Origin of the sequence: Ancylobacter aquaticus, assembly GCF_004339465.1 — a bacterium.
Lineage (GTDB): Bacteria > Pseudomonadota > Alphaproteobacteria > Rhizobiales > Xanthobacteraceae > Ancylobacter > Ancylobacter aquaticus.
In genome coordinates, this window is the sequence record NZ_SMFY01000001.1 from 1,698,882 (window position 1) to 1,712,460 (window position 13,579).

Genomic DNA, 13,579 nt, shown 5'->3' on the forward strand with positions numbered 1-13,579 from the left:
CGCGCCGGGCATTTTCATATGGAGGCGGGGCGGACGCGGCCCAGTTCAGTCCTCGTCCGAACCAACCGGGGCCTTGCGGCCGGTAAAGACGTAGAACAGCAGCGGCCCGAACAGAGCCAGCGCCGAGAGCGCGTAAAGCGTCAGCGCCACCGGGCTCTGGAACAGCACCACCGGATCGCCGACGCTGATCGCCAGCGCCCGGCGCAATTGCTGTTCCGCCAGCGGGCCGAGGATCAGCCCCACCACGACGGGCGCGATCGGGTAGTCGTAGCGCCGCAGCACATAGCCCAGCAGGCCGAACAGCAGCAGCATGCCAAGCTCCACCAGCGAGGGGTTCGCCCCCAGCGTGCCGAGCGTGGCGAAGACCAGGATGCCGCCATAGAGCCAGGGGCGCGGAATCGCCAGCAGCCGCACCCACAGCCCGACGAGGGGCAGGTTCAGCACCAGCAGCATGCCATTGGCGATGAACAGGCTGGCGATCAGGCCCCAGACCAGGTCTGGATTGGTGGCGAACAGCAGCGGGCCGGGATTCATGCCGTATTGCTGGAAGCCGGCGAGCATGATGGCGGCCGTCGCCGAGGTCGGCAGGCCCAGGGTGAGCAGCGGCACCAGCACGCCGGCCGCCGCCGCGTTGTTGGCTGCCTCCGGGCCGGCGACGCCCTCGATGGCGCCGTTGCCGAACTCGCCCGGCTTCTTGCACAGGCGCTTTTCCAGCGCATAGGACAGGAAGGTGGGGATTTCCGCGCCGCCCGCCGGCATGGCGCCGATGGGGAAGCCCAGAAACGTGCCGCGCAGCCACGGCTTCCACGAGCGCTTCCAGTCCTCCCGGTTCATGAACACCGAGCCCTTGACCGGCTCGATGATCTCGTCGGCCCGCGCGCCGGCCGCCACCACCGAGAGCGTCTCGCCGATGGCGAACAGGGCGACGGCGAGCGTCGTCACTTCGACGCCGTCCAGCAGGTCCGGCACGCCGAAGGAGAGCCGCGCCTGCCCGCTCTGCAGGTCGATGCCGATCAGTCCGAGCGACAGGCCGATGAACAGGCTGGTAAGCCCGCGCGTGACCGAGGAGCCGAACGCCGCCGAGACGGTGGTGAAGGCCAGCACCATCAGCGCGAAATAATCCTCCGGGCCGAAGGAGATGGCGATGTCGACCACGGTCGGGGCGATGAGCGCCAGCCCGATGGTGGCGATGGTGCCGGCGACAAAGGAGCCGATGGCGGCGGTGGCAAGCGCCGGCCCGCCGCGCCCGGCACGGGCCATCTTGTTGCCCTCCAGCGCGGTAACGATGGAGGCGCTTTCCCCCGGTGTGTTCAGCAGGATGGAGGCGGTAGAGCCGCCATACATGCCGCCATAATAGATGCCGGCGAACATGATGAGCGAGCCGGCCGGGTCGAGCTGGAAGGTGATCGGCAGCAGCAGCGCGACGGTCAGCGCCGGGCCGATGCCCGGAAGCACTCCCACCGCCGTGCCGAGCATGACGCCGACAAAGGCGAAGAGCAGGTTCATCGGCTGGAGGGCGACCATGATGCCCTGGCCGAGGGCGGCAAACGTATCCATGGGTGCGTCCTCAGATCAGCCGTTCGAGCGGGCCGGCCGGAAGCGCCAGCTGCAGCCCCTTGGCGAACACCGCATAGATGACGAAGCACAGCACCGCGCCGGCGAGGAAGTGCTTCCACACCGGCCCGCGCCCGAAGCCCTTGGCCGTGGCGGCGAACAGCCAGCCGGTGGCGAGGGCGAAGCCGGCGCCGAAGGCCAGCAGCACGATCTGGCCGATCAGCCCTCCCAGTACCCAGGCCATCGGCCCGATCTCGTCGCGCGGGCGCTCCTGCGCTCCCTCGCGAACCGCCTCGACCGCATTGGCCAGCGCCAGCAAGGCGAGGCCGGCGGAGATGATGGCGGGAAAAGCGCCCGGGCCGACGGCCGAATAGGTGTTGATCCCGGATAGCCGCCACGCATCCCAGCCGACCACGAGGGACAGGATGGCGAGGGCAAAGGCGATGACGAAGCGGCCCTTGTCGGGGCCGGCAGTGGAGGAGGGGCGGGAATCGCTCATCGGCGGGGGCTCCGGGGGTGTCGGAACGAGAGACTCCCCCGCGGCGAACCGCGAGGGAGCATCGAAGAAGCGGAAGATCGGGGCGCTTTACTGCGCGAGGCCGATGTCCTGCAGGATGGTCTTGGTGGCGGCGATATCCTTGGCCAGCTGGGCGTCGAAGGCTTCGCCGGAGAGGTAGGTATTGGCCCAGCCCTTCTGCGCCAGCATGTCGGTCCACGCCTTGGACTTCACCATCTTCTCGATGGTCTGGCTCAGCTCCTGCTTCTGCTCCGGGGTGATGCCCGGGGCGGCGGCAATCATGCGCCAGTTCTGGATTTCCACGTCGACGCCGGCTTCCTTGAAAGTCGGCACGTCGGGGGCTTCCGGCAGGCGGGCGGCGCTCGACACGCCGAGAATGCGCAGCTTGCCGGCCTTGGCCTGCGCGTCATATTCCGAAAGGCTGGAGATGCCGACCGTGACCTTGCCGCCGAGCAGCGAGGCGAGCGATTCGCCGCCGCCCGAGAAGGCGATGTAGTTCACCTTGCGCGGGTCGACGCCGATGGCCTTGGTGAACAGCCCGGCGGTGATGTGATCGGTACCGCCGGCCGAGCCGCCGGCCCAGGACACCTTCTGCGGGTCCGCCTTCAGCGCGGCGACCAGATCGGCCAGCGATTTGAGCGGCGAGGCGGCCGGCACGGCGATGGCTTCGTACTCGCCGGTGAGGCGGGCGATCGGCGTGACCATGGAAAGGTCGACCGGCGACTTGTTGGTGATGATGGCGCCGACCATGACATAGCCGCCGACGATCATCACATTGGGATCGCCCTTGCTGGAGTTCACGAACTGGGCGAGGCCGATGGTGCCACCGGCGCCCGGCACGTTCAGCACCTGCACATTACCGACCAGCTTGTCGGACTGCAGCACATGCTGGATCGAGCGCGCGGTCTGGTCCCAGCCGCCGCCGGGCGCCGCCGGGGCGACGATCTTGAGCTCGTTGATTTCGGCATAGGCGGCGCCAAAAGGTGCGGCGGCGACGGCGGCGGCGAGCAGCGCCCCGCTGAACAGATGCTTCATGGTTTCCTCCAAGAGATAGCGACGGCACGTTCGACGCTGGCCGCCGCTTGGCACGCGGTGAGCGAAGCTAAGGCCGCAGGGGGCCCGCTGTCGAGTTCGCCGGAAGGATGAGCTTTGCGGTTGCCGGGATTCGCAAACCGGATTCGCAAACGGGATTCGCACGTCAGCCATGCGGGCGCTTGACGGGCGCGTCTCGCAGGGCGACATGCGAGGCACAAGCGCAGCGCGGAGAGTTTCACATGGACCAGTTCGACGTCGACCTGTTCGTCATCGGCGGCGGCTCGGGGGGCGTACGCGCCGCCCGCATCGCTTCGGGCCATGGGGCAAAGGTGATGCTCGCCGAGGAATACCGGCTTGGCGGCACCTGCGTCATTCGCGGCTGCGTGCCCAAGAAGCTGTTCGTCTACGCCGCCCGCTTTGCCCATGAGTTCGAGGACGCCGCCGGCTTCGGCTGGAGCGTGGAGGGCGCGCGTTTCGACTGGGGAACGCTGGTCGCCAACAAGGACAAGGAAATCGCCCGGCTGGAAGGCGCCTATCGCGCCAATCTCACGCGCGCCGGCGTCGAGATCGTTGCTCAGCGCGCGTCGATCGAGGGGCCGCACGCGGTGCGCCTCGCCGACGGCACGGCGGTGACGGCGCGCACCATCCTCATCGCCACCGGCGGCCGGCCCAATCGCGGGCTCGACTTCCCCGGCTGCGAGCTCGGCATCTCCTCGAACGAGATCTTCCATCTCGAACGCTTCCCCGCCCGCATCCTCATCCAGGGCGCCGGCTATATCGCGCTCGAATTCGCCAGCCTGCTGGCGGGGCTCGGGGCGAAGGTCACGGTCATCCACCGCGGCGACAGGCTGCTGCGCGGCTTCGACGAGGATATCCGTGCCCGCATTGTCGACGAGATGGCGCAGAACGGGGTGGAGTTCGCCTTCAACGTCACCATCGAGGGCATCTATCAGGAAGCCAGCGAAAAGCGCGTGCGCCTGAATGACGGGCGCGACCTGTTCGCGGACGAGGTAATGCTCGCCATTGGCCGGGTGCCGAACACGGTAGGGCTCGGCCTCGATACGGTGGAAGTGCATCTCGACGAGGCCGGCGCCATCGCGGTGGACGCGCACGCGCGCACCAACATCCCCTCCATCTACGCGGTGGGCGATGTGACCAACCGGGTGAACCTGACCCCCGTCGCCATCCGCGAGGGCCATGCTTTCGCCGACACCCTGTTCGGCAAGCATCCCTGGCAGGTGAGCTATGACAACATCCCGACCGCCGTGTTCACCGAGCCGGAAATCGGCACGGTGGGGATGAGCGAGCAGGAGGCGCGGGCGCAGGGCTGGCGGCTCGACATCTATCAGACCGATTTCCGCCCGCTGAAGGCGACGCTCTCGGGCCGCACCTCGCGCACCTTCATGAAGATCGTGGTGGACCAGGCCGACGACCGGGTGCTCGGCGTCCACCTCATCGGCGAGGGCTCGGGCGAGATGGTGCAGATGGCGGCGATCGCGATGAATGTCGGCGCCACCAAGGCCGATTTCGACCGCACCATGGCGCTGCACCCCTCCAGCGCCGAAGAGCTGGTGACGCTGCGTTCCCGGCACACCACCAGCGACCCGCTGCCGGAAGCCTCTGCCGAGGCGACGCCGGCGCTGTAGTCTGCAATAGGGGCAGGGCAGCGCTGCAATCACGCACCGCTGCGCGCCTCTGGTCTTGCCGGGATGCTTGGGTGTATAAGGCCCGCCTTTCCGCCGGGGAGAAGCCCTGGCGACGTGTTGAGCTTGTTGGAGGCCGTCATGTCTGAACGCTGGACGCCGGATAGCTGGAGGGCCTTGCCCGTTCAGCAGGTGCCGGAATATCCGGACGCCGCAGCTCTGGCTGCGGTGGAGCGTCAGCTGGCCACGTTTCCGCCGCTGGTTTTCGCCGGTGAGGCGCGCCGTCTGAAGCGCGAGCTGGCCAAGGTGGCGAATGGCGAGGCCTTCCTGCTGCAGGGCGGCGATTGCGCCGAGAGCTTCGCCGAGCATTCGGCCGACAACATTCGCGATTTCTTCCGCGTCTTCCTGCAGATGTCGGTGGTGCTGACCTATGCCGGGGCCTCGCCGGTGGTGAAGGTCGGGCGCATTGCCGGCCAGTTCGCCAAGCCGCGCTCGGCGCCGATGGAGACCGTGGACGGGGTGGAACTGCCCTCCTATCGCGGCGACATCGTCAACGACATCGAGTTCACGCCGGAATCGCGCATTCCCGATCCGCGCCGCCAGATCGAGGCCTACCGCCAGTCGGCGGCGACGCTGAACCTTCTGCGCGCCTTCGCCAATGGCGGCTATGCCAGCCTTGGCAACGCGCATCAGTGGATGCTCGGCTTCATCAAGGACAGCCCGCAGTCCGGCCGCTACCAGGCGCTGGCGGACCGCATCACCGAGGCGCTCGACTTCATGCGCGCCATCGGCCTCGATGCGGAAAACCACCCGGAGATGCGCTCGACCGAGTTCTTCACCTCGCATGAGGCGCTGCTGCTCGGCTTCGAGCAGGCGCTGACGCGGGTGGATTCGACCACGGGCGACTGGTACGCGACCTCCGGCCACATGATCTGGATCGGCGACCGCACCCGCCAGGCGGACCACGCGCATATGGAATATTGCCGTGGCGTGAAGAACCCGCTTGGCCTGAAGTGCGGCCCGTCGCTGAAGCCGGACGACCTGCTGCGCCTCATCGACACGCTGAACCCGCAGAACGAGGCCGGCCGCCTCACCCTGATCGCCCGCTTCGGCGCCGACAAGGTGGGCGACCATCTGCCGGCGCTGGTCCGGGCGGTGAAGCGCGAGGGCCGCACGGTGGTGTGGTCGTGCGACCCCATGCACGGCAACACCATCAAGGCGGCGTCGGGCTACAAGACCCGCCCGTTCGACCAGATCCTCAAGGAGGTGAAGGACTTCTTCGCCGTCCATGCGGCCGAGGGCACCTATGCCGGCGGCGTGCATCTGGAGATGACCGGCAAGAACGTCACGGAGTGCACCGGCGGCGCCCGCGCCATCACCGATGCCGACCTCAAGGACCGCTACCACACCTATTGCGACCCGCGCCTCAACGCCGAGCAGGCCATCGAGATGGCCTTCCTCGTCGCCGAACTGCTCAAGCAGGAGCGCTCGGGCCGGGTGCGCCCGGTGATCGAAGCCGCCGAGTGAGGCGCATACCGGCTGCGGCCCTGACGGGCCGGGCCAGTGCCGGATGGAATGGACACACCGCGGCCCCCGGGTCGCGGTGTTTTCATAGGAGGCGCGGGTGACACAGCTTGAGACCGGACGTCATGTCGTCGTCGAAAGCGAGAATGTGCGCGTGGTCCGCACCGACGGCACCCGCACGGATGTCGTGTTCGTCACCTTCGAGCCGCATGTGCTCGACCGGAATCCGCAGCGGCAGGCCTTCGCCGAGAAGTTCCTCCGCGACAACGGTTTCACGGCCTACCACTTCTTCGCCAACGACAATTTCTGGTTCCAGTACCCCGAAATGGAGGACGTGCTGGCGAAGGTACGGGCCAACATCGCCCCGGGGGTCGAGGTGGTCGCCTATGCCGTGAGCATGGGGGCCTATGCCGCCATCCGCTTCGCCGGCCGGCTCGGCGTCTCCCGCATCCTCGCCTTCTCGCCGCAATACAGCATCGACCCCAAGGTGGTGCCGTGGGACCGGCGGTGGGACGGGCTGTTCGACCGCCCGCGCCAGGTCCTGTGGGAACACCTGATGGTGCCGCGCGGCGTGCCGGTCTACCTGTTCTACGACCCGCACAACCGCGACCGCCGGCATGTCCGGCTCTATGAGCGGGTGGCCGATGTGGTGCGCGTGCGCGTGCCTTATGCCGGCCATGGCTCGATCACCGTCCTGATGCAGTGCGGACTGCTGGGAAAGGCGGTGCTCGATGTCGGCGAGAACCGCTTCGACGCCGCCGCCTTCGCGCGGGAGCTGGCCTCCCGGCTCGACGCCTCGCCCTTCTACCGCGACAAGCGCGCGCGCAAACGCAGCCGGCTGTTCCGACGGATCATCGCCGACATCGTCGATCGCTTCCGCCTCTAGAGCACGCGCCGCGCACGCGACCCACCGGCCACATCCGGCAGCAATCGCGCAATCCTCGGAAATTGTGATTGTCCGCTGACGACGCCTCTGGCTAGTTTGCCCTTCGCAAGAGAGGTCGCCGGGAGGCGGCCAGCGGGGCAGGTGCGTGCGTCAGGTCATCTTCGAGAGCGAGAACCTAACGGTCGTCAAGGTTCCGGGCCCCTGCACGGATACGGTCTTCGTGACCTTCGAATCGATGCGGGCGGACTGGCCGGAAGGCCGCAAGGGCTTCGGCGAGGACTTCTTCGCCAAGCGCGGGCGCACCGCCTACCATTTCATGCCGTCGGGAAATTGCTGGTATCAATACCGGGAAATGCCCGAGGCGCTGGCCCGCGTGCGCGCCGACATTGCCGAGGGTGCGCGCGTCATCACCTATGGCATGAGCATGGGCGGCTATGCCGCCTACCGCTTCTCCGAGCCGCTGGGCGCTGACGCGGTGATCGCCTTCTCGCCGCAATACAGCATCGACCGCTGGCGCGTGTGGTGGGAGCGGCGCTGGGGCTCGCAAAGCCGCGCGGTGATGTGGGACCGCCAGAGGCCGAGCGAGGGCGCGGTCAAACACATCTTCTACGATCCGCTGAACCTGGACCGCCGCCATATCCGCGCGCTGCGGCGCGAGGCGCCGCTCGATCTGGTGCGGATCTATTTCAGCGGCCACGCGTCCATCGCCTATGTCCAGGAATGCGGCCTGCTGGACAGTGCGGTGCTCGACATCGCCGAGGGCCGGTTCGACGCGGCGCAGTTCGAGCAGCGGATCTGGCGCCGCCGGCTGGCCTCGGCGACCTATGCCAAGATAAGGCAGCGCAAGCGCACGGGCCTGTTCCGCCGCCTGCGCTATCTCCTCATCGAGCACGTTCTCGAACGCCGGCTCGGCACGGCCGGCGCGCCCGACGCGGCAGGGCTCACGCCCGACCGCGCCGGCTGACGCCCGTCCCCCCGCGCGCGGGGCAGCGCGTCAGTTCCAGCCTTCCAGCACGATCTTGCCGATGGACCGCCCGCTCTCGACCTGTGCGTGCGCGCGCCTGAGATTGACCGCGTTGATGGGGCCGAAATTCTCCCCCAGCGTGGTGCGCAGCGTACCGGCATCGACGAGGTGGGCGACCTCCTCCAGAATCTCGTGCTGGCGGATCATGTCCGGGGTCTGGAACAGCGAGCGGGTGAACATCAGCTCCCAGTGCAGCGACAGGCTCTTGCCTTTGAGCGGCAGCGCGTCAAGCGTCGCCGGGTCATCGATGATGGCAATACGGCCCTGAGGCTTCGCGCCCTTGATGATCTCCGCCCAATGCTTGTCGGTGTTGGTGAGGGTGTAGGTGTAGTCCACAAGCCCGAGTCCGGCGGCTTCGAGCTCGGCCGCGAGCGGCCGGGAATGGTCGATGACCGCATGGGCGCCGAGGCCCTCCACCCAGGCGCGGCTCTCGGGACGCGACGCGGTGCCGATGACCGTGAGCTTGGTGAGCTGGCGGGCGAACTGCACGGCGAGCGAGCCGACGCCGCCAGCCGCGCCGATAACCAGTAGGCTGGTGGCTTCGCCGCCGTTCATCGGCACCTGGAGCCGGTCGAACAGCCCCTCCCACGCGGTAAGCGAGGTGAGCGGCAGGGCGGCAGCTTCCGCGAAGCCTAGGGAGGAGGGCTTGTGGCCGACGATGCGCTCGTCGACGAGGTGCAGCTCCGCGTTGGTGCCGGGGCGGTTGAGGTCGCCAGCGTAGAACACCTCGTCGCCAACCTTGAACAGGGTAACTTCGGCACCGACCGCCTCGACCACGCCGGCGGCGTCCCAGCCGAGGATGACCGGCGCGTCCTCGCTCCCGGCGCGGCGCATCCGCACCTTGGTGTCGACCGGATTGACCGAGACGGCCTTCACCCGCACCAGCAGGTCGCGCGGGCCGGGCGTGGGCGCGGCGGTTTCAAAGTCGAAGAGCGCGCGCTCTTCGGTGATGGGAAGCGACTGGATGTAGCCGATGGCCTTCATGGCAAATCTCCCGCGCGGCACCCTCAGGCGCGCGCCTCAAGTCATTGACGATGTGCCCCGACATGTCGCCATGCGCGCGCCAAGCGCAAGAACGCACGAGATTGTCGGCAGGTATCGAAAATGTAAGCCCCTTTCCCGGACGCGGCTGACGACCTAAATTCGCAAGGCTTGAAGCGGAGACAGGCCATGGCGAGGCGGCATCAGGATTATGCGTGCGGCGAGGGCTGCCCGGTCGAGGCGACGCTGGAGATCATCGGCGCCAAATGGAAGGGCGGCATCGTCTATCACCTGCTCTCCGGCGAGGTGCGGTTCAGCGAACTGGGCCGGCGCATGCCCAACGTCACCGCGCGCATTCTCGCCAAGGCGCTGCGGGAGCTGGAGGCCGATGGGGTGATCGCCCGCACGGTCTACCCGACGCTGCCCCCGCAGGTGGGCTACCGGCTGACCGAGAACGGCGAGCGCCTGCGCCCCGCCATCCTCGAACTGCATCGCTGGGGAAGCCGGTCGCGCGCGGCCTACGACGTCGCGGCAGAGTGACAATGCACGGCGAGGCTCTGGCCTTCGCTGGCCGCCCTCATTAGAACCGCCCGGAGCGCTGCGCTTCGGCGACGCGCGCTGCACGATTATCCGCATCGGCCCGCCGGAGTGCCATGACCCGTCCCGAGTCTTCCCTGCCGGAACAGGCATCGCCGGCAACCGAGAGCCCGGCTAAGGACTGCCCGGCCAAGGGCCGCCCGACAAAGCGCGCGCGCTATTTCGTGCCGAGGCAGCGCAGCCGGCTGCGGCGCTGGATAACCGCGAACACCCAGAAGACCGGGCGCCGGATTGGCCGGCTGCTTTTCGACGCCGAGGGCCACCCCCGCGCCTTCCTGCGCTCTCTTCTGTTCGATGCCTATCAGCGCCCGCGCCCCGGCCTGGAAGGCGTGATCTTCAAGGAGCCCGGCCGCCCCCGGCGCCCCTTCGCCAACTGGCTGACGGGCTCGGACGCGACGCTGCCCGCGCTGGTCGCCGGCCTGCCGTTTCCGCCGCGGTCGACGGGGCGACGTTCCGTGCTCGTGGTAATCGAGAAGAGTGCCACGTCGGCCTCGCCGCTGCTGCGGCTGCTCGCCCGCGATTACGCGGTGGTCCTGCTGGTGCTCGACGGCGAAAGGGGCGCCGACGAGGCTCTGGCTGCAGACGGGGTCGCTCTTGTGCCGGTCGATGTTGCCCGTGCGCGTGCCCCGCGCGCCGTGCTGGTCGACGCGCTGGCCTTTCGCGCCCGCGAGGACCGGCCGCTCTTCGCGATCACCGTGGGGCTGGCGACCATCGACGCGGCCGACGCGCTGGAGCAGCGCAACATTCCCGTCGTCGCGGTGTTCGGCGAGGCGGATGCCGATCCGGCGCGGCATGAGACGCTGGGCCCGGCGATGGAACTGGCGCTGGAGCGGGCCAGTGCCCTGGTTTTCCCCACGCCCGCCGCGCGCGAGGCGGCGCTGGTGGCCATGCCGCGCTTTGCCGCGCGTCGCCGGCTGGCGGCGGCCGAGGCGCCGCTGGAGGCGGGCGCGGCGGCGGTGCTCGCCATCGGTCGCGAGATCGGCGAGGAACTGGACTGTGAGCTTTCCCTCGTGCTGGCCACCGAGCCGGAGCGGCTGGAAATACTCGATATCGCGCGCGAGAATGACCCGCCCGGCGCGTTCACCGTGGCGCAGAAGCTGGAGCGCCTGATCGCCGACTGGCGGCGCAAGGCGCTGTTGAAGCGCCACCCCAACCGGCCGCCGCTGCGTCGGCCCTATTCCGGCTTTCACCCGCTGATCTATGCCGAGCACCACCCGGTCGCCTGCTTCGACCAGCGGCGCTACCCGCTCTCGCACTGGATCGAGAAGGGACGTCCGCCGGGGCCGTGGTCGATGCCGGTGTTCGGCCCGCTGCCGGGACCGCGTGCGAGCCGGCTGAGAAGCGCGCTGCACGGCCACTTCTTTTATCCGGACCTGCTGCCGGAACTGCTGGAGCGCCTGAACGTCAATGCCTCGCGCCCCGACCTTTTCCTGACGACGGACACGCCGGCCAAGGCGGATGAACTCCGGGCGATGACGGCCAGCTACCCCAGCGCCGTGCAGATCGATGTCGTGCCCAATCTCGGCCGCGACATCGGCCCGTTCCTGACCGGGCTGCGCGATGCGTTGACCGGGGGCGGCTATGACGTGTTCTTCCACGTGCACGGAAAGAAGACCAAGGGCCGGCGTCGTGCCATTGGCGATCCCTGGCGTCATTTCCTGTGGGAGAACCTGATCGGCGGGACGCATCCCATGCTCGATACCGTGCTGGCCCGTTTGGAAGTCAGCCCCGAGGTCGGCCTGATCCATCCGGAGGACTCGCATCTGGTCAATTGGGCGCGCAATGACCGTATCGTGCAGGAACTGCGCGAGGACCTGGAATTGACCGAGCCACTCGGCGCCTATGTCGATTTTCCCGTCGGCAACATGTTCGCCATTCGTCCGGCGGCGATGCGGTCCTATCTGGCGCTCGACCTGAGCTGGGAGGATTACCCGCCCGAGCCGATCCCGGACGATGGCACCCTCATGCACGGGCTGGAGCGGTTGCTGCCCATGGCCGTGCGGCAGGCGGGCTTCAGCACCATCGCCGTGCGGGTGCCCGGCACCGACTGGGACTGAGGTTCGCAGGCGCGGCGGCGATTGCCGGCGCCGGAGGGGAAGGCTAAACGACGCTCATGTCCAGCATGTCGCCATCGACCGCATCCAACGCGCAAGCGCCCGCCGACCAGATCCTCATCGCCTTCGCCCAGCTCAACCCGGTGGTCGGCGACGTCGCCGGCAATGTGCGGCGGGTGCGCGAGGCACGGGCGCTGGCGGGCGAGCAGGGCGCGGATCTCGTCGTCTTCACCGAGCTGTTCCTCTCCGGCTATCCCCCCGAGGACCTGGTGCTGAAGCCCGCCTTTCAGGCGGCATGCCGGCAGGCGGTGGAGGAACTGGCGCTTGAGACCGCCGATGGCGGACCCGCGCTGCTCCTCGGCGCGCCGTGGGTGGAGGACGGCAAGCTCTACAACGCCGCGCTGCTGCTCGACGCCGGCAGGGTGGCGGGCAGCCGTTTCAAGGTGGACCTGCCCAATTACGGCGTGTTCGACGAGCGGCGCGTCTTCTCCGCCGGCCCGATGCCGGGCCCGATGGCGTTTCGCGGCGTGCGGCTCGGCGTTCCCGTGTGCGAGGACATCTGGTCGCCGGATGTGATCGAGTGCCTGATGGAGACCGGGGCGGAGATCCTGCTTATCCCCAATGGCTCGCCCTATCGCCGGGGCGTCCATGACGAGCGGCTGAACGTGGCGGTGGCCCGCGTGGTCGAAAGCGGACTGCCGCTCGCCTATGTGAACCAGGTCGGCGGGCAGGACGAGCTGGTGTTCGACGGCGGCTCCTTTGTGCTCAATGCCGACCGTTCGCTCGCGGTGCAACTGCCGAACTTCCAGGAGCGCTTGCGCCTCACCCGCTGGGAGCGCTGGGCCGATGGCTGGCGCTGCGAGGAGGGTACGCGGGCGCCGCTGCTGGCGGGCGACGAGGCGGACTATGCCGCCTGCGTTCTCGGCCTGCGCGACTATGTCGAGAAGAACGGCTTTCCCGGCGTGGTGCTGGGCCTTTCCGGCGGCATCGATTCCGCCCTTGTCGCCGCCATGGCGGTGGACGCGCTGGGGCCGGCGCGGGTCCATTGCGTGATGCTGCCCTATCGCTACACCTCGGACGAGTCGCTCTCCGACGCCGCCGCCGTCGCTCAGGCGCTGGGCGTGCGCTACGACATCCTGCCCATCGCGCAGGGGGTCGAGGCGCTGGAGCAGGTGCTGGCGCCGCTGTTCGAGGGTCGGGCCCGCGATGTGAGCGAAGAGAACCTGCAGTCGCGGGTGCGCGGCACGCTGCTGATGGCGCTCTCCAACAAGTTCGGCGCCATGGTCGTGACAACCGGCAACAAGTCGGAGATGGCCACCGGCTATGCCACGCTCTATGGCGACATGAATGGCGGCTTCAATCCGCTGAAGGACCTCTACAAGACGCAGGTGTTCCGGCTGAGCGCGCTGCGCAATCGCTGGAAGCCGGCTGGGTCGCTGGGACCGGACGGCGCGGTGATCCCCGAGAACATCATCACCAAGCCGCCGACCGCCGAGCTGCGCGAAAACCAGACCGACCAGGACAGCCTGCCGCCCTATGAGGTGCTGGATGCCATCCTTGAACGTCTTGTGGAGCGCGAACTTCCCGTCACCGACATCGTGGCGGAAGGCTTCGAGCCGGCGCTGGTGGCGCGGGTGGAACGGCTGCTGAACCTCGCGGAATACAAGCGACGGCAGGCCGCGCCGGGGGTGAAGGCCACGACCCGTCAGTTCGGCCGCGAACGGCGCTATCCCATCACCAACAGGTTCCGCGAGGGGGCGTAGG

General features: G+C 68.4%; 11 protein-coding genes. 7 read left to right on the plus strand and 4 right to left on the minus strand.

Annotated features, from left to right (window positions below; genetic code table 11):
• Nucleotides 1–45: 45 nt before the first annotated feature.
• From EV667_RS07875 to EV667_RS07885, 3 genes are all read right to left on the minus strand, one after another.
• The gene (locus EV667_RS07875; protein ID WP_131834693.1) at nt 46–1,557 is read right to left on the minus strand and encodes a tripartite tricarboxylate transporter permease; all 1,512 of its coding nucleotides are present in this window, start codon (nt 1,555–1,557) and stop codon (nt 46–48) included.
• Between the two features lie 10 nt (nt 1,558–1,567).
• The gene (locus EV667_RS07880) at nt 1,568–2,053 is read right to left on the minus strand and encodes a tripartite tricarboxylate transporter TctB family protein (RefSeq protein WP_131834694.1); all 486 of its coding nucleotides are present in this window, start codon (nt 2,051–2,053) and stop codon (nt 1,568–1,570) included.
• Nucleotides 2,054–2,140: 87 nt separating this feature from the next.
• Nucleotides 2,141–3,106, minus strand: coding sequence for a Bug family tripartite tricarboxylate transporter substrate binding protein (locus EV667_RS07885; RefSeq protein ID WP_131834695.1), 966 nt, complete (start codon nt 3,104–3,106; stop codon nt 2,141–2,143).
• Nucleotides 3,107–3,345: 239 nt separating this feature from the next.
• Here EV667_RS07885 and gor point away from each other — a divergent pair, with 239 nt between their 5' ends.
• The 4 genes from gor (at nt 3,346) to EV667_RS07905 (ending at nt 8,123) form a co-directional block, all read left to right on the plus strand.
• Entirely contained in the window at nt 3,346–4,752 is a 1,407-nt protein-coding gene (gene gor / locus EV667_RS07890) for a glutathione-disulfide reductase (protein WP_131834696.1), read from the plus strand.
• A gap of 138 nt (nt 4,753–4,890) precedes the next feature.
• Nucleotides 4,891–6,276: a class II 3-deoxy-7-phosphoheptulonate synthase gene (locus EV667_RS07895; protein WP_131834697.1), complete on the plus strand. Its 1,386-nt coding sequence runs from the start codon at nt 4,891–4,893 to the stop codon at nt 6,274–6,276.
• Between the two features lie 97 nt (nt 6,277–6,373).
• Nucleotides 6,374–7,159 carry an alpha/beta hydrolase gene (locus tag EV667_RS07900; protein WP_131834698.1) on the plus strand — a complete coding sequence of 262 codons (786 nt, stop codon included), beginning with the start codon at nt 6,374–6,376 and terminating at the stop codon, nt 7,157–7,159.
• Between the two features lie 220 nt (nt 7,160–7,379).
• On the plus strand, nt 7,380–8,123 hold the full coding sequence (locus EV667_RS07905; protein WP_245516026.1) for an alpha/beta hydrolase: 744 nt from the start codon (nt 7,380–7,382) through the stop codon (nt 8,121–8,123).
• Nucleotides 8,124–8,153: 30 nt separating this feature from the next.
• Here the strand turns inward: EV667_RS07905 and EV667_RS07910 are convergent, their stop codons facing one another.
• The gene (locus tag EV667_RS07910; protein WP_131834700.1) at nt 8,154–9,167 is read right to left on the minus strand and encodes a zinc-binding alcohol dehydrogenase family protein; all 1,014 of its coding nucleotides are present in this window, start codon (nt 9,165–9,167) and stop codon (nt 8,154–8,156) included.
• A gap of 186 nt (nt 9,168–9,353) precedes the next feature.
• Here EV667_RS07910 and EV667_RS07915 point away from each other — a divergent pair, with 186 nt between their 5' ends.
• The 3 genes from EV667_RS07915 to EV667_RS07925 all read left to right on the plus strand — a co-directional run bounded on the left by EV667_RS07915 (nt 9,354) and on the right by EV667_RS07925 (nt 13,578).
• Nucleotides 9,354–9,704, plus strand: a complete 351-nt coding sequence (locus tag EV667_RS07915; protein WP_131834701.1) for a winged helix-turn-helix transcriptional regulator — start codon at nt 9,354–9,356, stop codon at nt 9,702–9,704.
• A gap of 113 nt (nt 9,705–9,817) precedes the next feature.
• A complete protein-coding gene (locus EV667_RS07920; protein WP_131834702.1) occupies nt 9,818–11,818 on the plus strand; it encodes a rhamnan synthesis F family protein in 2,001 nt (666 codons plus the stop codon).
• A gap of 65 nt (nt 11,819–11,883) precedes the next feature.
• Nucleotides 11,884–13,578: an NAD+ synthase gene (locus tag EV667_RS07925; protein ID WP_131835071.1), complete on the plus strand. Its 1,695-nt coding sequence runs from the start codon at nt 11,884–11,886 to the stop codon at nt 13,576–13,578.
• The last annotated feature ends 1 nt before the right edge of the window (nt 13,579 follow it).

Excerpts from the sequence above, each read along its gene's own strand:
- EV667_RS07920 (WP_131834702.1), top strand. The coding sequence starts at position 9,818 with ATGACCCGTCCCGAGTCTTCCCTGCCGGAACAGGCATCGCCGGCAACC.
- EV667_RS07925 (WP_131835071.1), top strand. The coding sequence starts at position 11,884 with ATGTCGCCATCGACCGCATCCAACGCGCAAGCGCCCGCCGACCAGATC.
- EV667_RS07875 (WP_131834693.1), bottom strand. The coding sequence starts at position 1,557 with ATGGATACGTTTGCCGCCCTCGGCCAGGGCATCATGGTCGCCCTCCAG.
- gor (WP_131834696.1), top strand. The coding sequence starts at position 3,346 with ATGGACCAGTTCGACGTCGACCTGTTCGTCATCGGCGGCGGCTCGGGG.
- EV667_RS07915 (WP_131834701.1), top strand. The coding sequence starts at position 9,354 with ATGGCGAGGCGGCATCAGGATTATGCGTGCGGCGAGGGCTGCCCGGTC.
- EV667_RS07885 (WP_131834695.1), bottom strand. The coding sequence starts at position 3,106 with ATGAAGCATCTGTTCAGCGGGGCGCTGCTCGCCGCCGCCGTCGCCGCC.
- EV667_RS07895 (WP_131834697.1), top strand. The coding sequence starts at position 4,891 with ATGTCTGAACGCTGGACGCCGGATAGCTGGAGGGCCTTGCCCGTTCAG.
- EV667_RS07880 (WP_131834694.1), bottom strand. The coding sequence starts at position 2,053 with ATGAGCGATTCCCGCCCCTCCTCCACTGCCGGCCCCGACAAGGGCCGC.
- EV667_RS07910 (WP_131834700.1), bottom strand. The coding sequence starts at position 9,167 with ATGAAGGCCATCGGCTACATCCAGTCGCTTCCCATCACCGAAGAGCGC.